Source organism: Fictibacillus sp. KU28468 (genome assembly GCF_026153615.1).
GTDB lineage: Bacteria > Bacillota > Bacilli > Bacillales > Fictibacillaceae > Fictibacillus_C > Fictibacillus_C marinisediminis.
This window is the reverse complement of sequence record NZ_CP110666.1, coordinates 1877926-1899533: the sequence shown is the minus strand read 5'-3', so window position 1 is coordinate 1899533 and position 21608 is coordinate 1877926. Positions and strand designations below refer to the sequence as shown.

At 44.3% G+C, this 21608-nt stretch carries 25 protein-coding genes; all 25 read right to left on the bottom strand.

Annotation, left to right across the window (positions count from 1 at the left end):
• Positions 1 to 48: 48 nt before the first annotated feature.
• The 25 genes from spoIVB to OKX00_RS09700 all read right to left on the bottom strand — a co-directional run bounded on the left by spoIVB (position 49) and on the right by OKX00_RS09700 (position 21463).
• Positions 49 to 1350 (bottom strand): SpoIVB peptidase, encoded by a 1302-nt coding sequence (spoIVB, locus tag OKX00_RS09820; protein ID WP_265410249.1) that lies wholly within the window; start codon positions 1348 to 1350, stop codon positions 49 to 51.
• Between the two features lie 152 nt (positions 1351 to 1502).
• The gene (gene recN / locus OKX00_RS09815) at positions 1503 to 3215 is read right to left on the bottom strand and encodes a DNA repair protein RecN (protein WP_265410248.1); all 1713 of its coding nucleotides are present in this window, start codon (positions 3213 to 3215) and stop codon (positions 1503 to 1505) included.
• A gap of 50 nt (positions 3216 to 3265) precedes the next feature.
• Positions 3266 to 3715, bottom strand: coding sequence for a transcriptional regulator AhrC/ArgR (ahrC, locus tag OKX00_RS09810; protein ID WP_053357937.1), 450 nt, complete (start codon positions 3713 to 3715; stop codon positions 3266 to 3268).
• 166 nt (positions 3716 to 3881) lie between these two features.
• Positions 3882 to 4709, bottom strand: a complete 828-nt coding sequence (locus OKX00_RS09805) for a TlyA family RNA methyltransferase (RefSeq protein WP_265410247.1) — start codon at positions 4707 to 4709, stop codon at positions 3882 to 3884.
• Positions 4706 to 6607 carry a 1-deoxy-D-xylulose-5-phosphate synthase gene (gene dxs, locus OKX00_RS09800; RefSeq protein ID WP_265410246.1) on the bottom strand — a complete coding sequence of 634 codons (1902 nt, stop codon included), beginning with the start codon at positions 6605 to 6607 and terminating at the stop codon, positions 4706 to 4708. Before dxs ends, OKX00_RS09805 begins: the two co-directional genes overlap by 4 nt.
• Before the next feature lie 21 nt (positions 6608 to 6628).
• Positions 6629 to 7228, bottom strand: coding sequence for a hypothetical protein (locus tag OKX00_RS09795; protein WP_265410245.1), 600 nt, complete (start codon positions 7226 to 7228; stop codon positions 6629 to 6631).
• A 725-nt stretch (positions 7229 to 7953) separates the two neighbouring features.
• Positions 7954 to 8832 carry a polyprenyl synthetase family protein gene (locus tag OKX00_RS09790; protein WP_265410244.1) on the bottom strand — a complete coding sequence of 293 codons (879 nt, stop codon included), beginning with the start codon at positions 8830 to 8832 and terminating at the stop codon, positions 7954 to 7956.
• 1 nt (position 8833) lies between these two features.
• The gene (locus OKX00_RS09785; protein ID WP_053357932.1) at positions 8834 to 9070 is read right to left on the bottom strand and encodes an exodeoxyribonuclease VII small subunit; all 237 of its coding nucleotides are present in this window, start codon (positions 9068 to 9070) and stop codon (positions 8834 to 8836) included.
• Positions 9063 to 10412, bottom strand: coding sequence for an exodeoxyribonuclease VII large subunit (xseA, locus tag OKX00_RS09780; protein WP_265410243.1), 1350 nt, complete (start codon positions 10410 to 10412; stop codon positions 9063 to 9065). Before xseA ends, OKX00_RS09785 begins: the two co-directional genes overlap by 8 nt.
• 48 nt (positions 10413 to 10460) lie before the next feature.
• Positions 10461 to 10856, bottom strand: a complete 396-nt coding sequence (gene nusB / locus OKX00_RS09775; protein WP_062235088.1) for a transcription antitermination factor NusB — start codon at positions 10854 to 10856, stop codon at positions 10461 to 10463.
• 107 nt (positions 10857 to 10963) lie between these two features.
• Entirely contained in the window at positions 10964 to 11368 is a 405-nt protein-coding gene (locus tag OKX00_RS09770; protein WP_053358532.1) for an Asp23/Gls24 family envelope stress response protein, read from the bottom strand.
• Between the two features lie 20 nt (positions 11369 to 11388).
• A complete protein-coding gene (accC, locus tag OKX00_RS09765) occupies positions 11389 to 12750 on the bottom strand; it encodes an acetyl-CoA carboxylase biotin carboxylase subunit (protein ID WP_265410242.1) in 1362 nt (453 codons plus the stop codon).
• 14 nt (positions 12751 to 12764) lie between these two features.
• Complete coding sequence (gene accB / locus OKX00_RS09760) at positions 12765 to 13253, bottom strand: acetyl-CoA carboxylase biotin carboxyl carrier protein (protein ID WP_265410241.1); 489 nt, start codon at positions 13251 to 13253, stop codon at positions 12765 to 12767.
• 268 nt (positions 13254 to 13521) lie between these two features.
• Complete coding sequence (locus OKX00_RS09755; protein WP_062235081.1) at positions 13522 to 14070, bottom strand: SpoIIIAH-like family protein; 549 nt, start codon at positions 14068 to 14070, stop codon at positions 13522 to 13524.
• 3 nt (positions 14071 to 14073) lie between these two features.
• A complete protein-coding gene (gene spoIIIAG / locus OKX00_RS09750) occupies positions 14074 to 14727 on the bottom strand; it encodes a stage III sporulation protein AG (protein ID WP_265410240.1) in 654 nt (217 codons plus the stop codon).
• Positions 14717 to 15355 (bottom strand): stage III sporulation protein AF, encoded by a 639-nt coding sequence (gene spoIIIAF, locus OKX00_RS09745; RefSeq protein WP_265410239.1) that lies wholly within the window; start codon positions 15353 to 15355, stop codon positions 14717 to 14719. The genes spoIIIAG and spoIIIAF overlap by 11 nt, the downstream gene beginning before the upstream one ends.
• Before the next feature lie 12 nt (positions 15356 to 15367).
• Complete coding sequence (gene spoIIIAE, locus OKX00_RS09740; protein WP_265410238.1) at positions 15368 to 16570, bottom strand: stage III sporulation protein AE; 1203 nt, start codon at positions 16568 to 16570, stop codon at positions 15368 to 15370.
• A 6-nt stretch (positions 16571 to 16576) separates the two neighbouring features.
• Positions 16577 to 16966, bottom strand: a complete 390-nt coding sequence (spoIIIAD, locus tag OKX00_RS09735; protein WP_082683440.1) for a stage III sporulation protein AD — start codon at positions 16964 to 16966, stop codon at positions 16577 to 16579.
• An 18-nt stretch (positions 16967 to 16984) separates the two neighbouring features.
• Positions 16985 to 17188: a stage III sporulation protein AC gene (gene spoIIIAC, locus OKX00_RS09730; RefSeq protein ID WP_053357922.1), complete on the bottom strand. Its 204-nt coding sequence runs from the start codon at positions 17186 to 17188 to the stop codon at positions 16985 to 16987.
• Between the two features lie 17 nt (positions 17189 to 17205).
• On the bottom strand, positions 17206 to 17718 hold the full coding sequence (spoIIIAB, locus tag OKX00_RS09725; RefSeq protein WP_265410237.1) for a stage III sporulation protein SpoIIIAB: 513 nt from the start codon (positions 17716 to 17718) through the stop codon (positions 17206 to 17208).
• Positions 17715 to 18659 carry a stage III sporulation protein AA gene (gene spoIIIAA, locus OKX00_RS09720; RefSeq protein ID WP_265410236.1) on the bottom strand — a complete coding sequence of 315 codons (945 nt, stop codon included), beginning with the start codon at positions 18657 to 18659 and terminating at the stop codon, positions 17715 to 17717. Before spoIIIAA ends, spoIIIAB begins: the two co-directional genes overlap by 4 nt.
• A gap of 123 nt (positions 18660 to 18782) precedes the next feature.
• Complete coding sequence (efp, locus tag OKX00_RS09715) at positions 18783 to 19340, bottom strand: elongation factor P (protein ID WP_053357919.1); 558 nt, start codon at positions 19338 to 19340, stop codon at positions 18783 to 18785.
• A gap of 20 nt (positions 19341 to 19360) precedes the next feature.
• Positions 19361 to 20434: a M24 family metallopeptidase gene (locus OKX00_RS09710; protein WP_265410235.1), complete on the bottom strand. Its 1074-nt coding sequence runs from the start codon at positions 20432 to 20434 to the stop codon at positions 19361 to 19363.
• Positions 20435 to 20460: 26 nt separating this feature from the next.
• Positions 20461 to 20895 (bottom strand): type II 3-dehydroquinate dehydratase, encoded by a 435-nt coding sequence (gene aroQ / locus OKX00_RS09705; protein WP_265410234.1) that lies wholly within the window; start codon positions 20893 to 20895, stop codon positions 20461 to 20463.
• 67 nt (positions 20896 to 20962) lie between these two features.
• Positions 20963 to 21463, bottom strand: a complete 501-nt coding sequence (locus OKX00_RS09700) for a YqhR family membrane protein (protein ID WP_062235058.1) — start codon at positions 21461 to 21463, stop codon at positions 20963 to 20965.
• Between the last annotated feature and the right edge of the window lie 145 nt (positions 21464 to 21608).

Here is a 21608-nt window from a genome sequence, read left to right as displayed (position 1 = left end):
AAAAGGAGAAGGTTTTCCCTTTTGATGGAAAAAAAGCAGAGGCTGCTTTTAACTCGCCTTCTGCTTTTGTTTTCCATATATATTTATACCTGCTTCATCCAGCATCCATTCAATATGAACACCATACCCTGAAGTCGGATCATTTACAAACACATGAGTAACCGCACCAATGAGCTTTCCGTTCTGGATGATCGGGCTCCCACTCATCCCCTGAACGATTCCGCCTGTTGTTTTCAAGAGCTTCGGATCGGTAATTTTTATAACCATCCCTTTTGTTGCAGGGAACTTTTGAGGAACTGAACTGACAACCTCCACTTGGAATGCCTGTACTTTCGTTCCGTTAACGACCGTCAGGATCTTGGCGGGTCCTTCTTTTACTTCATCAGAAAAAGCAACCGGCAGGGGCTTATCCCACCGTCCGTTTGATAAACCGTCGTTCAGCTTTCCAAATATACCGAATGGACTGTTTCTCGAAATACTTCCAATGCTTTCATTTTCGTCAGAAAAACGCGCTAATTTCTCGCCAGGATGACCATTGCTTCCTTTTTCAATAGAAGTAACGGTTGATTTTAAAATTTCTCCTTTGTTCACGACTATCGGCTGCTTCGTATCCATATCTGAGATCACATGGCCAAGTGCTCCATACTTATGTGACTGAGGATGAAAGAACGTCAGTGTTCCGACTCCTGCAGCAGAATCTCTGATATATAACCCGATACGATAAGATAAGTCGTGTTTATCCTGGAGCGGCTGTAATGTTCGATGGTACGTTTTTTTGTTTCTGATCACTGTTACATCCAGCATGCCGCCTGATTTACCGGCTTTTCTTACAAATGGGGCAACATCTCCCATTTTTGCAATGCTTTCACCGTTAATTTTAGTAATAATATCACCAACTTGTATATCTGCGATTTCACCTGGTGATCTTTGTCCTTTTTTAGTATCTACAAGATGATGGCCTACGACCAAAACACCTAAGGTATTCAGTTTAACCCCAATTGATTGTCCCCCTGGCACCACTTTCAATTCCGGCAATACACTTATCCCCATTTTTTTCACCGGAAAGCCTCCTGCTTCGAGCGTGACCACAGAATCACCATCCTCATGAGCATTGACTGAAAATGAGTGTCCGCCACTCGATTTGCCTATTGAAAAGATTGCATTTGTTCCTTTTGCTGAAGCAACCTCAGTTCCCGCAGGAAGGTTGGAAACGATACGATCCTGACCTTTAAACACCTTTAGGGCTGAAGGCAGGCCTACATAATCCTGGACCGGCTCAAGGAAACCAATTCCCACCAGGCAACCAAGGAGAAGCACACCTAAAATCCGCCTTACTTTATCTTTAACCATCTTTCACTCTCCTCGCTCCTTACCCACACCTCCAACATGGCTGTACTACTAATTTTGCCTTAGAACTGTAAGATTATAACCGCTTAAAAAGAAAAAGCTATCCTTAAATGGATAGCTTTACATACGTATAATGCCAAAAATGACTTTGACGCTTATGATGTTTTTTTTATTTCTTCGGCAAGATCAAGCAGTTCCCTTGCATGCTGTTTTGTCAGCTCTGTGATCTCAACTCCGGAGATCATTCTTCCGATCTCATTGACTTTTTGTGTTGTTTCCAGTGAGACGACATGTGTCGTCGTCCTTTTCTTCGACGTTTCTTTGGAGATATGCAAATGAGTATCTGCCATGGCTGCTACCTGCGGAAGATGAGTAATACAAAGCACCTGGGAACCTTCTGAGACCCGGAAGATTTTTTCAGCAATCGCTTGTGCGACACGCCCGCTTACCCCTGTATCCACCTCATCAAATATAATTGCAGTAATTCCCTGATGATGTGAGAAGATGGATTTCAGCGCTAGAATAACACGGGAAAGCTCTCCTCCAGAAGCCACTTTTGCCAGCGGCTTCAATGGTTCTCCAGGGTTAGTGGAGATGAAGAACTCCACTTGATCAGAGCCGAATTTACCGAAATCCTGTTCACGCAATTGCTCGGCTTCATGTTGCAATGAAGTAATCTTAATGTCGAACACAGTCTTCTCCATATACAGTTCTTTTAATTCTTGAAGAATTTCAGAAGTCAGACGCTCGGCAAGGTTCTTTCTTTTTTTACTAAGCTTTTGAGCATGTTTCTGAAGGAGTTTTTCCTGTTTTTGAAGCTGCTGTCTTATTGCTTCGATATTGCCGTCCTTATTCTGCAGAATATCTAATTCTTTTTCAATCTCAGATGCATATTCCAATATCTCATTTACAGTGTTGCCATATTTTCGTTTCAACTTGCTGATTTCGTTCAATCTCGTCTCTATAAAATCCAGTCTTGCCGAATCAAATTCCATGGTTTCAAAATAGTTACGGATGGAAAAAGCCGCTTCTTCCAGTGCATAAAAATGATTTGCCACATTCTCCTGCAGCTGGTTCAGCTCATCATCGAGATGGGAAATATTCTGAAGATGGCTCAATGCGACGGAAACGTGTTCAATCCCTTTTTGTTCACCATATAGCGACTGATAAGAATCCTGAAGGCTGTTAAAAAGCTTCTCATAGTTCCCGAGCTTCAGTTTCTCTTCCTGCAGTTCTTCATCTTCATTGGGCAATAGTTCTGCGCTGTTGATTTCTTCAAGCTGATACTGGATCAGATCAACCCTTTGGTTCATCTGCTGTTCGTTTTCTGTCAGATTTCTTAACTGCTTCCTCAAATCCTTATATTCATAATAGACGGATTGATATTGGCTTACGAGAAGCTCCATATCATCATCGCCAAAGCTGTCGAGCAACGAAAGATGCATCTCAGGCTGCATTAAGTATTGTGTCTCATGCTGCCCATGGATATCAACCAGAGATTGCCCGCATTCTTTTAAAAGTGACAGCGTCACAAGCTTCCCGTTAATCCTGCATACACTTTTGCCGGACTCCATAATGTCCCTTTTTAAAACGACCATTCCATCCTGTATATCGATCCCCAATTCTTCAGCTTTTGAAAAAACGGGATGAGGAGCATCCACTAAAAATAACCCTTCAATCTCCGCTTTTGGTGTTCCATAGCGTACGAACTCTGAGGAACCTCTCCCTCCGATCAATAGACCGATGGCATCAATAATTATGGATTTACCGGCACCAGTTTCCCCGGTTAGCACGGTGAGCCCTTTATTGAAGGAGATAGTTAATGCATCAATAATCGCAAAATTGCGGATGCTTAATTCTGCCAGCAATTACATCACACCTTACTTTTTAAGCTTTTGAGGTTAGAAACCCATTGATTTTACAGCATGTCAAGAAACCGCTGTGACACGTCGGGAGAAACATCTTTCGAACGGCATATTACCAGAATCGTATCATCACCGCAGATGGTTCCCATAATCTCTTCCCAGTCCAGATTATCGATCAAGGCACCAATCGCGTTGGCATTACCGGGCAGCGTTTTCATAACAATTAAGTGATCAGCCTGGTCGATGCTTACAAAGCTGTCGATCAGTGTCCGCCTTAGCTTTTGCAGCGGGTTGAAACGCTGATCTGCAGGCAGGCTGTATTTGTATCTTCCGTCTGACATCGGCACTTTTACAAGATGCAGTTCTTTAATATCACGGGAAACCGTAGCCTGTGTCACATTAAAATGAGCATTGCGAAGCTGCTCGACCAGGTCATCTTGTGTCTCAATTTCTTTATGTGTAATGATTTCTCTTATTTTAATATGACGTTGGCCTTTGTTCACGTCTTTCACCTCATTTAATATCAATTGGAGCCCAAATTCTTATGTCATCTGCTCTTATCTTATAATATTGTCCGGTACTTGTACATTTTTTCTCTATTCTTACAATAACCACTATGAGCAAAAAAATAACCCGTATCACTGATTTGTAATACGGGCCATTGTTTATTTATTCTTCTGCATCTGTTTTTTTGAATTGAAGGTGAGCTTCCGAAACGACTTTCGCAATATCTTCCTCTTGAAAGGTATCTTCTGTTTCTTCTTCAGACTTTAAGTGAACAAGAAATTCGATGTTTCCTTCCCCGCCAGTTATAGGAGAAAAAGAAAGATGCTTAACACTGTAGCCTTCGTTGCGGGAAAATCGGATGATTTCTCCGATAACCCGTTCGTGGGTAGCAGGATCTCGTACGATTCCTTTTTTGCCAACATCCGCTCTCCCGGCTTCAAACTGAGGCTTGATCAAAGCCATGACCTCTCCGCCCGGTTTTAAGATGGTCTTAAGAACAGGCAGAATCAGTTTTAACGAAATGAACGAAACATCAATCGTAGCAAATTCCGGCAGACCAAAGGCAAGATCCTCTGGTTTGACGTACCTGAAATTTGTTCTTTCCATTACAGCTACTCGTTCATCCTGTCTGATTTTCCATGCAAGCTGATTGTATCCGACATCAAGGGCATATACAAACTTCGCCCCATTTTGGAGGGCACAATCGGTAAACCCACCGGTGGATGCCCCGATATCCAGAACTATTTTTCCTTCAAGGTTCAAGCTGAATACCTTGATCGCTTTCTCCAGCTTTAAACCACCCCTGCTCACGTATGGCAGTGCATTGCCCTTTACCGCCAGAGGAGCTTCAATATCGATCTTTAAACCCGGTTTGTCTAATCGCTCGCTTCCCGAATAGACAAGCCCGGCCATTATTGAACGTTTTGCTTTTTCCCTCGTCTCACTCAAACCCCGTTCAACAAGCAAAACATCGATTCGTTCTTTCTTCATGTATATAGACCCTTTTTCTTTTTTTCTAGAACGAGCTTCTTCGTCCGTTCTACAACCGCTTCTGTCGTCATCCCGATCTCTTCAAGCAGCTTTGTTACACTCCCATGCTCAATAAAGCAATCCGGTATCCCCATCCTGTCTACCATAGATGAGTAGAACTGATGCTCGTTGGCATACTCAAGAACTGCACTGCCGAAACCGCCTTGCAGGACTGCTTCCTCGATTGTGAGGATCGGCAACCCTTCACGAAGGATTCCCATCATCATCTCATGGTCAAAGGGCTTGATGAAGCGGGCGTTGATCACCCTTGCGGAAACACCTTGTTTTGCAAGGATTTCCCAAGCTTCCAATGCCATCGGAACCGTTGTTCCAAATGTAAGAATGACGGCTTCGTTTCCTTCTTTCAATACTTCCCAGCTTCCGATTGGAATCTCTTCCAACTCAGGATCTAATTCAACTCCGAGTCCGTTTCCTCGTGGGAACCGAATTGCAATCGGGCCATCATCGTAATTCACCGCGGAATGGACAAGATGCTGAAGTTCATTCTCATCTTTCCCCATAGCGATCACAAGGTTTGGAATATGGCGCATGAACGCTATATCAAAAACGCCTTGGTGGGTTTCACCATCAGCTCCAACAAGTCCTGCACGGTCAATGGTTAAGATCACATTTAAATTTTGTCTCGCCACATCATGCACGAGCTGATCATATGCCCGCTGCAGGAATGTAGAGTAGATGGAAAGAACGGGCTTCATGTTTTGAGTAGCGAGCCCTGCAGCCATCGTCATGGCATGCTGCTCTGCAATCCCAACATCATACAGCCTGTCAGGGAACTTTTGAGCATACCCTTGAAGCTGTGAGCCTAAGATCATGGCAGGTGTGATCACCACAACCCGTTCATCAGTCTCTGACACCGTACTCAGTGTATCACTGACGAGTTTGCTGTAAGAAGGAGCAGCCTGTTTCGCTTTAATCTTCTCTCCGGATTCAATTTTATATGGCCCAACTCCGTGCCAATGATCCGTAAGGTCCTGTTCAGCCGGTTTATAGCCTTTGCCTTTTTTCGTCAATACGTGGACAATAACTGGTCCTTCTGTCTTTTTCGCATAACGAAGGTTTTCTTCCAGATCAGAAAGGTCATGTCCGTCCACAGGGCCAAGGTAGGTATATCCCAGTTCTTCGAAGAACATTCCTGACACAAGCATGTATTTCAGGCTGTCTTTCACCCTTTCAGCTGTTGCTGCGAGCTTTCCGCCAAAAGCAGGGATTTTGCGGATCAGAGATTCCAGTTCATCCTTTGCTTTATTGTATTTTTTAGCTGTCCTCATGCGGCCGAGCACACTGTGCAGAGCACCGACATTCGGGGCAATGGACATCTCATTGTCATTTAAAACGACGATCAGATCTTTCTTCTCGTGCCCGATATGGTTCAGTGCCTCAAGAGCCATACCGCCTGTCAAAGCGCCATCTCCAATAACGGCTACTACTTTTTCATCTGTCCCTTTTAGATCACGGGCAATGGCCATCCCCATAGCAGCTGATAAGGAAGTAGAACTGTGTCCTGTTTCCCAGACATCATGTTCGCTTTCAACTCGTTTCGGAAATCCGCATAAACCTTTATATTGGCGCAATGTATCAAATTGCGATGTTCTGCCTGTCAGCATTTTGTGGATATAAGCCTGGTGACCGACATCCCAGATCAGCTTGTCCTTCGGGCTGTCAAAAACCTTATGAAGGGCAAGTGTCAGTTCTATTACCCCAAGATTGGCACCGAGATGCCCGCCTGTAACAGAGAGCTTGCTGATTAAAAATTGTCGGATCTCCTGCGCAAGCTTCATAAGCTGTTCTTGATCGTAGGACTTCAAGAACTGAGGGTTTTGAATATCTTCCAGTTTCATGGAAAATCCTCACTTTCCAATTTAATTCCTTCTCTTTCCTCTATTAGAAGAAGTATCAAATAGTTTAATCTTTAATTTTTCCTCAAAAAAATATATTAAACGGCCCACTTGAAAAATAATGGCTGTGGCATGATGGATCGCATATGATTTTCCGAACGCTTTTCCTCCAACCGTAATAGACGCAATAATCCCGGTAAACAAGATGGAAACTGTATGTTCAAACACCGTTCCTTCTCCACGCCCAAGGTTCATTGTCAATTCAACAATTACCGCGGCCGAAGCCGTTCCGCTGATAATGCCTGATATATCTCCAATCACATCATTGCAGAAATTGGCTACCCTGTCAGCATTCCTTGTAATTAGTATGGCATGTCTGGCACCCGGCACTTTTTCAGATGCCATGGCATGAAAAGGAACTTCATTAGCTGCAGTTGATGCTACTCCAATGATATCAAAAAATACCCCAATAAGAACAATAATTAACACAATCACCATACCCATGCCCCATGATACACCACTCAGCAGCAGGGTGGAAGCTACTGAAAAAATTGCCGCTAACACGAGCGTGATAACGGCAATGCCTGTACTCCATTTTAGCGATTTATGAAAAGAATGTTTCATAAAATCTCCCTAAATATAATGAACGCCTTACGCCAAGATCAAACGTAAGGTTCCATTTGAATTATGTAATAGGAGTGGTCATTCAAAAAGTAAACGCTGCGGCTTAGGTCCAGTAGGTTTTCCCAAGAGGAAACGGAAATGTCGCCATCTCCGCGGTTTCCCTTTACTTCCTCCTTAACGATGTCGCCAAACGTTAGACTGGATTGCCACTTAGTCCGCACTATAATCCTTTTTGAATGTCGGTGGGAACAGTCTAGGAGTTTTCCTCAACAGCCCTTCCCCATTTCCCTAGCCTCTTTTGCAGAGATGATTTCATATAGCATGAACAGATTTCAGGCGGCCAACCATCCATCGTCCCTATGACCATAATCCCCTCAAGCTCCACTCAAGGCAGGCTACGCTGCATGTTTCCGCTGTTCGCAGAACATAAACAGGTTCAAACCCCATTTCACAGCAAGGTATTAGAACGCAAGCCGTAAAGATGGGGGTCTCCGCGGAAGCAGGGTCAACGCCCACATGCCATTGTGGATCGCCCTGCGACCTTAACTCCCAGCGTTAACCCAAGGCTGGGCGCCTCAAGCCAACACCAGGAACTTCATCGATGTGCCCTTTGGCGGATTTTTAGGCCCGCCTTCAAGAATGGGAGACTGACTAGAATACTGCACCACTCCAAAGTATTTTCTATCATACCATAAATCTCGAATACCAACAATATGGCTGAAACACTAGTGGTTTCTACTTACAATATAATCCGTGATCCCTTCAAGTATGACAGGATCCACTTTTGTTTTCCGAAGATTATCTTTAGCCAGCTTGATATGATGAGCTAGCTGTTCCTTGGCTCCCTCAAGAGTCAGAAGTTTTGGATAGGTGCTTTTATAGTTATGTTCATCGCTTCCGGCTTGTTTGCCCATGAGCTGGGAATCGCCGGTCACATCAAGAATATCATCCTGTATCTGGAAAGCGATTCCCAGATGCCGGCTGAACACTCCGAGGTGCTCGAATTCTTCAGCATCCGCATCTGCCAGTACAGCGCCAAAAAGAACAGATGCTTCAAGCAATCGCCCAGTTTTCCTTTCATGGATCGATTGCAGTTCCTCAATCGTCAGTTCCTGATTTTCTGATTCCATATCCACAGCTTGTCCGGCCACCATTCCCTCTGCCCCGGATGCTTCGGACAGAATGGTAAGAAGGGCCACTTTCTGTTCGGGGGTATACGTGCTGCTGCCAGCAATCATCTGAAAACTGAACGTTAACAGTGCATCCCCTGCCAGTATGGCTGTCGCTTCTCCGAAAGTTTTATGGTTAGTCGGCTTGCCTCTCCTGTAATCATCATCATCCATACATGGAAGATCATCATGGATCAATGAATATGTATGCACCATCTCAAGTGCACAGGCGGCTTCAATACCAGCTTCCGAATTCTTTCCGAACGCATCAAGAACAGCCAATGTCAAGATGGGTCTCAGCCGTTTTCCTCCTGCTTGAAGCGAATAGAGCATGGAATCTTTTAATAGGCTAGGAATGGATTTTTCAGCTAAAAAGGAAGGGAGATGATCATTGATGAGCTGCCTTTTGCCTTGCAGGTAATGTTGGATATCCATATTATTGATCTTCTTCCTGAATGATAAACGGTGCAGCATCTCCATTATCTTTCATGATGGTATCCATTTTCTTTTCAATGTTCTGCAGTTTAGAATGGCATACTTTCGAAAGAGCCATTCCCTGCTGAAACAGATCTATGCTCTCTTCTAGAGGAACATCCCCTTCTTCCAAACGCTCAACGATTTGTTCAAGCTGTTCCATTGCTTCCTCAAAGGTAATATTATTTTTTTCAGCCATTGTTCTTCTCCTCCAATCCCCAAACCTGGCAATCCAGTTTTCCATCCTGCAGGCGAACCTTAATGGTATCTCCAGGCTGCACCTGGCTCACTTTTTTTACGAGCTGCTCGTCTTCCGTATAAACAAGACTGTAGCCCCTTTCCATAACCGCCAGCGGACTCAAGGCATTCAAGCGTGAAAGTTTGCTTTGAAAGCCTGACTGACCGCCCTTTACTTGCTGTTCCATGTATCGAATCAATGATTTCCTAAGCTTCAGCTGCTTCTCTTTCAAATTAAGGATCTGTTCCCCAGGGGAGAAATAGGACAGCTGTTTTTGATTCTGGCTGATCCTGTTTTTCTGGCGCTCGATATTCCGCTGCACCTCTCTCGTCATCGCTTCAAGCACCCTGTCGAGCTCAACCTCTTTTTGCTTGATCAGCTGATCAGGATAGCGAAAGGCATATGACTTTTGCAGCCTTGACAGCTGCTGGCGATTTTGTGAGATTTGGTCACCCATCGCACGGGTCAACCTCAATTTGCGCTGACCGAGCCTGTCTTCGAGCTCAGCGATATGAGGAACAGCCAATTCAGCAGCTGCAGTCGGGGTAGGCGCTCTCAAGTCAGCTACAAAATCGGCGATGGTAAAATCAGTCTCATGTCCGACAGCAGAAATAACGGGTATCGAGGATTGATAGATCGCCCTAGCTACCAGTTCTTCATTAAAAGCCCAAAGTTCTTCGATGGATCCGCCGCCCCGTCCAACAATCAAGACATTGGCAGAGCCCCTGTTGGCCTTTTCAATCGCATTTGCGATAGAAGCAGCCGCTCCGGCCCCTTGAACTAGCACAGGATAAACGGTTACTTTTGAAATGGGAAAGCGGCGTTTAATCGTTGTCAAAATATCCCTTACCGCTGCTCCGGTCGGTGAGGTGATGACCCCGATTTCATCCGGAAACGAAGGAATTTTCTTTTTCCGGGAAGATTCGAACAGACCCTCCATTTCGAGCTTTTTTTTCAGCTCTTCATAAGCCAGAAACAAGTTTCCTACTCCGTCTTTTTTCATGGTCCGGGCATACAGCTGGTATTGGCCCTGCGGTTCATATACCGAGATTTCGCCCTGAATCAGTACCTTCATCCCATCTTCGGGCTGAAAAGAAAGAAAGCGGTTATTGCCGGCAAACATCACGGCATTGACTCTGCTTTGTTCATCTTTTAGTGTGAAATACAAATGACCGCGGCTATGTCGTTTGACATTGGATAGTTCTCCGCGGACCCAGACGTTATTGAGGTTGTCATCTTTTTCGAATACCCGCTTAATGTAACGGGTAACTGAACTTATCGTTACATAACGGTCATTTTGCATGAAACGTCTCCTTTTGATTTTGAGCCTACCGCATCTCCTGCAGGTACCCTATTTTGAAAAATGCTGGACAATCTTTACGAGAACACCGTTGACAAAACGGCCTGACTCTTCTCCTCCGAAGATCTTTGCAAGTTCAATCGCTTCATTCATGGATACATTAACGGGAATATCCCCATGAAACTGCATTTCGTAAACTGCGAGGCGCAGTACTGCCTTTTCAACGTTCGCTAAACGGGAGAAGCTCCAGTTTTCCAAATGATTGGCGATGATTTCATCTATCTCCTGTTTGTTTTGAACTGTTCCGAACACGAGGGAATGAAGAAATTCGTCCTCTTTTTCTCCTTCTTCCAAAACATGTGCGATTGCAGCTTCCGGTTCAATATCACTGACCTCGATTTGGAATAAAGACTGAAATGCCTTTTCTCTTGCAAGTCTACGTTTCATTTTTTACTTCCTTTCTCGTTCGTACCTTAATATAAGTGAAATCATATCATATGTCCTTAAGAGTTAACAATCGCAAAAAAATAAAGGGGATATGAGAATCCCCTTTATCAATATGCTTCAGGCGCTTCCAGCGGCTTTTCTTTTGTCTCAAACTGGACACCGACAACAAAAATGTTAATCTCACTTGCCTCAAGGGCTGTCATATTCTTGAGTCCTTGCCGGATATGGTCCTGGATACTCTGTGCCACTTCAGGTATAGAAACACCATAATTCATGATCACATATACACTGATGGCAATACCTTCTTCTCCCAGCTCAACTTTTACGCCCTTGCTATGAGACTTTTTCCCGAAGCGCTCAGCTACACCTGTCGCAAAGTTGCCTCGCATTGAAGCGACACCTTCAACATCAGATGCAGCGATGCTGGCAATCACTTCAATCACTTCGGGAGATATTTCCACTCTTCCAAGTTCAGATTGATGCTCTTCCATCTCAAATGTAAGCTCACTCATCATTGATTACACCTCCGTGCCTAATTTACAGACTTTGACGTCAAGTCGTGAATTTCTAAAAACTTAGTATTAAAGTCGCCGTTTACAAAAGTGGCATGATTTAAAAGGCGCAGATGGAAAGGAATGGTGGTATGCACGCCTTCAATGACAAACTCATTCAATGCCCTTTTCATTCGGTCGATTGCTTCTTGTCTCGTATTGCCATATGTGATCACCTTTGCAATCATGGAATCATAATACGGAGGAATCGTGTAGCCCGGATATGCGGCTGAATCCACTCGGACTCCCAACCCGCCCGGAGGCAGGTACATTTCAATCTTGCCTGCAGACGGCATAAAATTCTTTTCAGGATTCTCTGCGTTAATCCGGCACTCGATGGACCAGCCCTGGAATTCAATGTCTTCCTGCGAAACACTTAAATGTTCACCAGAAGCGACACGAATCTGCTGTTTGATCAAATCAATGCCAGTTACCATCTCTGTTACCGGATGTTCAACCTGGATTCGGGTGTTCATTTCCATGAAGTAAAAATCACCGCTGTTATGATCGAAGATAAACTCAACCGTTCCGGCCCCTGAATAGTTTACCGCTTCTGCGGCCTTCACAGCGGCACTTCCCATCTCCTCACGCTTTTCCGGTGAGATGGCCGGTGATGGTGTTTCTTCTAATAGCTTCTGCATCCGTCTCTGAATACTGCAGTCTCTTTCGCCAAGGTGAATGACATTTCCGTATTTATCAGCAAGAACCTGAATTTCAACATGACGGAAATCTTCAATGAACTTTTCAATGTAAACTCCCGGGTTTCCAAATGCTGTTGCGGCTTCCTGCTGAGTAATGGAGATGCCTTTAATCAGTTCCGCCTCCGTCTTTGCGATACGGATACCCTTTCCTCCGCCCCCGGCAGTGGCTTTAATAATAACAGGATACCCAATTTCTTCCGCAAGTTCAATTGCTTCTTCTTTACCCGAAATAATTCCGTTTGAACCAGGTACGATCGGCACACCTGCTTCTTTCATCGTTGCACGGGCAACGTCTTTTATGCCCATTTTATTAATGGCTTCAGCGCTCGGCCCGACAAACGTAACATTGCATTCTGCACAAATCTCAGCAAAATCAGCATTCTCCGCTAAAAATCCGTAGCCTGGATGAATGGCATCACTGCCTGTCAGCATCGCCGTACTCATGATGTTGGTGAAGTTTAAATAGCTGTCTTTAGAAGACTTAGGCCCAATGCAATACGCTTCATCCGCTAAACGCACATGCAGCGCATCCTTGTCCGCTTCTGAGTAGACAGCGACCGTTTCTATGTTTAATTCTTTACATGCTCTGATGATCCGGACCGCAATTTCTCCCCGGTTGGCAACTAACAGCTTTTTAATCATAGTAGAAGACACCTCTATTCCGCTTTAACTAAAAAGAGGGGCTGTCCATACTCAACGAGCTGCCCGTTTTCAACGAGGATTTCTACGATTTCCCCGTTTACTTCTGCTTCAATTTCATTAAACAGCTTCATCGCCTCAATAATACATACGATGGAGTCTTTGCTGACTTTATCTCCTGTTTTTACATAAGCAGGGTTTTCTGGTGATGATGATGCGTAAAACGTACCAACCATTGGAGATTCAATCTTATGTAAGTTGGCATCTTCCTTTTTCTCACTAACAGGAGCTTGAGGAGCTTCTGCCGGAACTGAAGCTTCAGGAGCAGCCTGAGCAGGCGCCGCCTGAATGGCTGCCGGTGCATCAGCTGGTTCATATCCTTGCTGTACACTCGTTTCATTTTTCTTTAGGACGATTTTTTCACCGTCATTTTCAAATTGGAATTCATCAATACTGGATTTGTCAATTAGTTTAATCAATTCTCGGATTTCTTGTATTTTCAACACGCAAATTCCACTCCTTTTTCGATCTATACACGGTGTTGTCTGCCGTAGTTTAGCACCTTCTATTGTTACCTGGTACTAGCAAAGCATATCATAATTTAGGTATAAAGAATAGATTAAATCGCTTTACATGTACATACTACATGAATTCTTTCTGCATTGTAAGCGGTTGCTCTATTTTTTCTTCAGTATCATCTTGACCAATGTTACCAATTGCCATACTACCTGGAATAAATGGAAAAAAATAAAAAACCGGGGCATAATCCCCGGCTTACTTTGCAGGTTTTTGAAACTCAACAGCCACTTGTTTGTTCCCCAGCTGTTCTTCAGCCTTTTTCATAATCTTAACTGCTTCTTTAGAAGAATGTTTTCCTTTTACAATGATTCTGACTTCATCATCCATCGTATTTACGAGAGCATCATCGTAGCCCATTGTTTTAATCAAGGTTTCCAATGTAGATTCTTTCATGGTCAGGGACTGCAGTTCTGAAATTTTAGCAAGCGCTTCCGTTTGAACCTCGGCTGAAGCATTTGGTGAAGCGATAGCCGCTGTATACTTGCTGCTTAGTTCGTCGCGTGATTCGTCTCTCTTCATGCGGAGAGCGGTAAATAGATCATCTCCTGCAGCACTTGTAACGGCTGCTTCAGATCCTTTCTTGTTCTTTGCTGCCTGCTCCTGCTTAGATGACGCTGTATTTTTTCCCTTTTCTAAATAAGCAAGGTCATCTCCCGATCCTGGAGCGGTGATATAGTATACGGACAGGACGATGATCAAGCTAAGCATTGTTAATAGCCAAACAGTTTGTTTCTTTAATAGCATTTCTTATTCCCCCTCAAATTTTTTCGGTATCACTGATACTCTGTCGCTTCCAATATCAAATACTTTTGTAACCGCATCTATGATCATTTCCTTTATGCGCAGGTTTTCCGCACCCTCTGCAGCCACGATTACACCACGGACTTTAGGCTTCTCCGTCGTTATGATGATGGGCCTTTCTTCATCACCGCTTTTAATCGTAACCACTTCTTCATCGGTTTTGATGTCATTGATCGTTCGCTCTCCGCCGTTCTTATCCGTTTCTTTGGTCGTCTGATTTTGCCTTCTCTCGTTCTTCTCAATCTCCTTGATCTCCGTAGTATCAAGAGTAACCATCACCCTGACCTTCTTAACACCGGAGATCTGCTCTAAAATGTCTTTCAATTGTGTTTCATAGTTATCTTCGTACGCTCTGAACTTCTTTGAAGTAGAGGTCCCGGAGGATTTAAATACGGTTTTTGCTTCTTCCGGCGCCTTTATGGAAGCCGTTGGCAAGCTACCGTTCTCCGAAGATGGCGGGGTGAAAATTTTACTTGCGATCATAATGGCAAAACCAAGCAGCAGAAGAAGCCAGATATAAGGAGGCGGCCCTTTTTTGCCGTTGCCGCCGGGAAGCAGGTCCAATATTTTTTGAAGCGATCCCTTACTCCTACCCGCCATTTTCCTCTCCTCCTTCCGTAGAGATCATTACGTTCTCTTTTTTCATCTGCCATTTCTTTGCTAGGAACGATTGAACAGGATTAGCTTTAATTTGCGTTTCTTTTTCTTTCTGGACAGGTTGATCTGCGTTTATTTCCACGTTCTTAACAGCCGGTACCATTATGTCTTTCTTATCTCCGCCCTGCCCGATGATGACATGGACTGAATCTATGTCATTTGCTTTCAGCTTACCTTGAGCAGGTCCATTTTTAGGGATCAATTGCAGACTTAGTATCGTTACACCATAGTTTGCCTTCAACTCCTCTTTTACTAGGTTTTCCATGTGGACACGCGTTTGTTCTAAAATATATGCAGACTGGGAGTCTTGTATTTCTCTTTTATTCTTTTCTATCGAATTTTTTATATCATTCTCATTGAACTTATGCTCAACACCGATCGCCTCGAATACTTTGTCCACATTGGATCCGGCAATTTTTAGTATTGGGTTGAGGATCGCCAGGATCAGAAGCAGTCCGACCACCATTTTGATATATTTTTGAAAACTGCTATTGGGTATGAGCAAATCCACGATGACAGCAAGGAGAATGATCAGTACGATATTTGAAATCCAGTCTGTCAAAAAATTCATCTTGGCCTCCTGCTAACGGATCATTAATGATAGATTTCCTGCTGCTACAATAACCGTTACCGCAAGAAAGAACATGATGGAGACCGTTGCCAGGGCTGCAAAAATATACAACACGCTTTTTCCGATAATACCCAGGCATTCGATGATCGGTCCGCCTCCCAGCGGCTGAAGGACTGCAGCTGCAAAACTGTAGATAAACCCCAGAGCAAGTACTTTGATGGCTGGAAAAACAGCCAGGAGAAACAAGATGGCAACGCCTGCAATACCAACTGTATTTTTCAATAGTACTGAGGCACTCATGACTGTATCCGTCGCATCCGTAAACATCCGGCCCACGACAGGGATGAAGTTGCCGGTGATAAATTTGGCGGTTTTTACCGTAATTCCGTCAGCTACCGCTGTCGTCGCTCCCTGTACACTGATCACACTTAGAAAAACCGTAAAAAAAACAGCCAGCGCCCCCATACCAATAGATCTCAGCAGCTTTGCCAGCTGGGTGACCTTATGATGCTCAGACAGTGTGCTCACAATGCTCAGCAACGCCGACAGGAATAATAAGGGGAGAACAAAATTGTTGATTAAAAGACCGCTCGAATTGACCAGAAACACGATGACCGGGTGAAAAAATGCAACCGATGTCACGCTTCCTACTGTGGCCATCAGAGCGAGCAGGAGAGGCACGAGAGCCATCATAAAGTTCATCATCGTACTGATCGATTCCTGGGCATATTGCATGGCGATGTGGAAGCTGTTTAAGGCAAGGATGATCAATACCATATAGATGATAGAATATGCGACCTTGCTGATAGTATGTTGCTCAAATGCATTTTGGATCGTCTGCAGCAGCATACTGAAAACAGTCAGTAAAATGAGCGTGCCAAGCAGCTTCCCTTGAATAAGAACTTCATAGAATAAATATTTTAAGATGCCTAATGCCCATGCTTTTATACTAAAATCTTTTTCTCCTTTTATGAATTCCATCAGAGACCCTTTTTGCGTTTCCGGCAAAAAGCCTCCGTAGTCTGTCATAATGGTTGTCCAATATTCTTTAATATCCTCTACCCCAAGCTTGGACAGCTGATCATCCATGATGTTTTGGGTGATGGAAGAGGCTCTGGCCGGCTGCACTCCATTGTTCCATGTATAGAGTCCATATAACAAAAGAAATAAAAAGATTAATTTCTTGGATAATAATTCCTGTTGTGCCGTCTTCATCACCTCCTACTTCGGAATCAAGTTAATGACTGTCTCAATAATGATAGACAAGATCGGGATCGCCATGACAAGAATGAGAATTTTGCCCGCAAGTTCTATCTTGGCAGCGATTGCACCCTGCCCGGCGTCCCTCGTAATCTGTGAACCGAACTCGGCAATATATGCAATACCGATGATCTTCATGATCGTTTCAACGTACATAAGATTGATATGTGCTTCTTCAGCCAGGTGCTCCAGCATCCTTAACACTAGAGCAATCTGATCGATCAAGAATAGAAAGATCGTAATTCCTACAACGAGGGTAAGCAAAAAGGCAAAGGACGTTTTTTGTTCTTTCAGAATGAGAGCAAGAAACGTACCTATTAAACCTAATCCTACAATTTGAAGAATCTCAATGTTGGAAACCCCCTTCAGTTACTGAAAAAGAAAGACGCCTTTCACTTTTTGAAACAGGTCGCTTAAAAGTGAAATAACGATAAATAACGCTACTATGAACCCAAGCAGTGTCACCCAATTTGCATAATCTTCTTTTCCAACCATCTTCAGAACACTGTGCAGCATCGCCACAATGATTCCAAGACCAGCAATTTGAAAGACAACGTTCACTTCAAAACCCATCTGATTTCCTCCCATGACTAGAACAATAAGATGATGAGAAGCAGCCCCGCAAGAATACCGAGACTCTTGTACATTCTTTCATATTTCAACTGTGCTTCGTTCGCTTCAGAAAGTTCTCTCTCCAGATGTGCGAGTGTTAACTTGATTTGTCTTTGCTGGTTTTCCCGGTCGTGTCTCCCAAGGGTTGCGCCGAACTGCCTGAGGATCTCGATCTCCTCTTTTTTAAAGGCAGAGGCGTCGGACAGACCGGCTAAACCAGTCTCCCAAGCATCCAGTACAGAAGAAGCCGATTCCTCCAGCCGATTCGATACATCGAGAAAAAATTCGGCAACCGGCCCTTTCAGCTGGGTACTGAGATGGAGGAAGGCTTCATCAAGCGGAATGAGGCCGTACATGATTTCTGCCTCCAGCGATTGGAGGCCTACTTTCAGCTGTCTAAGCTGTTTCGGCCTTTCTCTTACTTTTTTAGCCAGCTCAAAGCCGATCCATGTAGTCGACAGTAGAATAAGTACCGCTCCAAACCAGTTCATGGCCTGCTCTTCATTTCTGCAGAGATACGCTTCCTGTTCTCATCATAGATCCCTCGGACGGTGCCAGGTTTGCCTGCCCTTGTCAGTTCAATGTACCTGTCAAAAAGCTTCATATCAGCAAGAGGGGAAATGGCAGGACGCCGGAGCGCTTCTTCAAGGGAGTGTCCGTGAACGGTCATCATCATTCCTACCCCTGCGTTCATCGCTTCCAGAATGGCATCCACATCTTCTTTTCTTCCAATCTCATCAACAATCAGCACTTCCGGGCTCATCGACCGGATCATCATCATCATGCCTTCCGCTTTGGGACAGGCATCGAGCACGTCCACTCTTTGTCCCAATACAAACTGCGGCACCCCCTTCACACTCCCTGCAATCTCTGAGCGTTCATCAACAATGCCTACTTTGCTGGATGGTATATTGTTTTCCGGCCATCCCGCACTGACCGCTCTTGCAAGATCCCGCAGCAGCGTTGTTTTTCCTGTCTGAGGCGCTCCCACGATCAAAGTGTTAAGCCACCGGCGGTTATGGTAGAGAACCGAAAGGAAAGGATCAGCGCTTCCGATTTTTTGTCTGGCGATGCGGATGTTATAAGAACCGATATCTCTAATCGCTTTTACTTCACCTTTTTCCGTGATTACTTTACCCGCGAGACCCACCCGGTGTCCGCCTTTGATGGTGATATAGCCTCTCTTCAGTTCTTCTTCCAGAGCGTAAAGGGAATACCGGCTTAGCTTATTGATCAGCTGAACGCCATCTTCCGGACGAACGATATAATATCCGCTTCCGGTGGAAGGGTATTCAGGTTTGCCATTAATGATCAGCTCAAGCGGTTTTTGCAATCGAAAACGGATTTCCTCAAGTTGTTCTAACCGCTCCTTCGGGTACTTGATAATCAATTTACAGACAGCTTCCGGCAACACGGCCATTACATTTTCCAAGCGCACCACCCCAAAAAGAAATAGGTATTATACCTTATGCTTGTCAGCACGCTTTATGACCTGAGGAAATACAAAAAAGCTCCATCCCTCCGATGAGGAATGAAGCTTTTTGCATGTGTAAATTTATGCTCTGGAAACGTAGTCACCTGAACGTGTATCAATGATTAATTTGTCGCCTTGGTTAATAAAGAAAGGAACTTGTACAATCAAGCCAGTCTCAAGAGTAGCTGGTTTTGATCCGCCTGAAGCTGTATCGCCTTTAATTCCAGGTTCTGTTTCTGTAACTTCCAATTCTACCGTGTTCGGGAGCTCAACCCCGATGGTTTCGCCTTGATAGGTCATGATCTGAACGACCATGTTCTCAAGGAGGAATTTTAATTCATGCTCAAGCTGAGCGGATGTGAGTTCGGTTTGCTCATACGATTCATTATCCATGAACGTATGTGTATCACCTGAAGCATATAAATATTGCATTTTTCTATTCTCGATGTGAGCTTTAGCTACTTTTTCACCGCCGCGGAACGTTTTTTCCTGAATGCCCCCTGTACGGAGATTGCGGAGCTTAGAACGAACGAAGGCAGCTCCTTTTCCTGGTTTTACGTGCTGGAACTCCATTACCTGCCAAATCCCGCCGTCTACCTCAATGGTCAATCCTGTTCTAAAATCATTAACTGAAATCATCGCTTTTCCTCCTGATTATACTAACCTAAAATAAGCATTTCTTTTGAAGAATGAGTAAGAGATTCATTCCCCTGTTCCGTAATAAGGGCATCATCTTCAATCCTTACTCCGCCTAAACCGGAAACATAGATTCCCGGTTCTACCGTGACGATCATACCCGCCTCAAGAACGATGTCTGAATGTACAGCAAGACTAGGTCCTTCATGAACCTCGAGGCCTATGCCATGACCCGTCGAATGCCCGAAATTTTCACCGTATCCCTGTTCGGTAATATAGTCCCTCGTCAAGGCATCTGCCTGCCTTCCAGTCATTCCGGGTTTTATTCCCTGCATTCCCCTTGCCTGTGCTTCATAAACCGTTTCATAAATCTTCCGAAGCTCCGAAGAAATTTCGCCAACAGCAACCGTCCGTGTAATATCCGAGCAATAGCCTTTATAGTATGCTCCAAAATCAAGGGTGACGAGTTCCCCCTCGCTTATTTTCTTCTGAGAAGCTACTCCATGCGGAAGTGCGGAGCGATAGCCTGATGCCACAATAATATCGAAAGAAGAAGACGATGCCCCATTCTTCCTCATGAAAAATTCAAGCTCATTCGAGACCTCAAGCTCAGTTAGGCCAGGCCGTATGTAAGAAGTTATATGAGAGAATGCTGCATCCGCAATTTGTGCGGCTTCCTTTAATATCTTAATCTCTGAATTATCCTTAATCAAGCGTAATTTTTCAATCAGACCGGAAATCGGCACAAGCACCGTGTCCTGGCTGCAGATGTACTTCTCATACGTGCGGTATTGCGCAAAGGTGAGATGATCCTGCTCGAACCCGGCTTTCTTTATTCCCATTTCGGCCGCGGCTTGAACAGCTTTTTCCTGAATAGCAGAAGTGTGCTTAATAACCTCAAAGTCTCTCGCTTGTTCTGCTGCCTGATCCATATACCTGAAATCGGTAATGAGTTTCGCTTCTTTTTCAGAGATGACAAGCACACCAGAACTTCCTGTAAATCCGCTGAGATATCTTCGATTTTTCCCGGATGTTACAATGAGCCCGTCAATATCATGGTTTTGAAATTCCGCTCTCAATTTCTCTAATCTTGACATGCCTTTTCCTCCCCTAATGCCCTATTTTAGCTGAACGAATCAAGCAGTGCTAAAATCGCAAGCTCATAGCCCTTGAACCCAAGACCTGCGATCTGTCCGGCCACAACAGGTGCGATGACCGAATGGTGGCGAAATTCCTCTCTTGCATGAATGTTTGAAATATGTACTTCAACAACCGGGATGTTCACACTAGCAATGGCATCCCGAATTGCATAACTATAATGTGTAAAGGCCCCTGCATTTAAGACGATCCCGCCAAATTTACTCTCTGCTTCTTGAATCCAGTCCAGTAAGATCCCTTCATGATTGGATTGCCTGCACTCTACCTTCACGTTTTTTATCTCTCCGAAATGAATGAGCCGCTGTTCAAGAGAAGCCAGTGTGTCATCACCGTATATGGAGGGCTCCCTTGTACCGAGCCGGTTCAGATTCGGGCCGTTAATGACCAGTATTCGTTCCATGATTGGCCCCCTTAAAAAAATAGAATGTTCCATGAACATTCTATCATACAGGTATTTTTTTGAATAGTTAGGTACTTTCCCCGCTTTTTGAAGGTTGCCGTTCCTGATATTCGAAAGATATGGAGTACCCTACGAAAATGCCATACAGAATATACAGGCACAGTGTAGTGGCAATCGTATTTCTTCCTATTTTACCCATCGGTTCCAAGCCTGGAAATATGGGGTGCAGCAAGTAAAAAACGATGACCCAGAGGACAATACCGAAAAAGAGGCCGCCAGCCATACTTTTTACTTTTGCTAGAAGATATCGGTAACAAATAGCAACGAGAATGGAAAGAAGAGAAATGGCAATGACACCGATGAGCTGGCCAAGCCATAGCGACTTCCATTTTCCAAGCGCCCATGGTGCAAGGATGAGCCCTGGTCCAATCTTGGACAAATTAAGGTAGTATGCAAAATAACCGACAAGCCCCCAGAAAAGCCCCCCAAAGAATCCAACACTGACCACCCTGGCCATAAAGGACATCGGTTCTTCTCGCTTATTCTTGTCCTGTTTAAAATCATCCATTGGAAAAAACACCTCCATCTTACAGTATGTCCCGTTTTCTTTCATTGCTTTCAATAAGTTGTGTTCTATTAATATTCCGTGTTAAAAATGTATAAAATGGGAAAAATAAAGATAACGAACGATTGCCTAGAGGTTTATAGCTTTT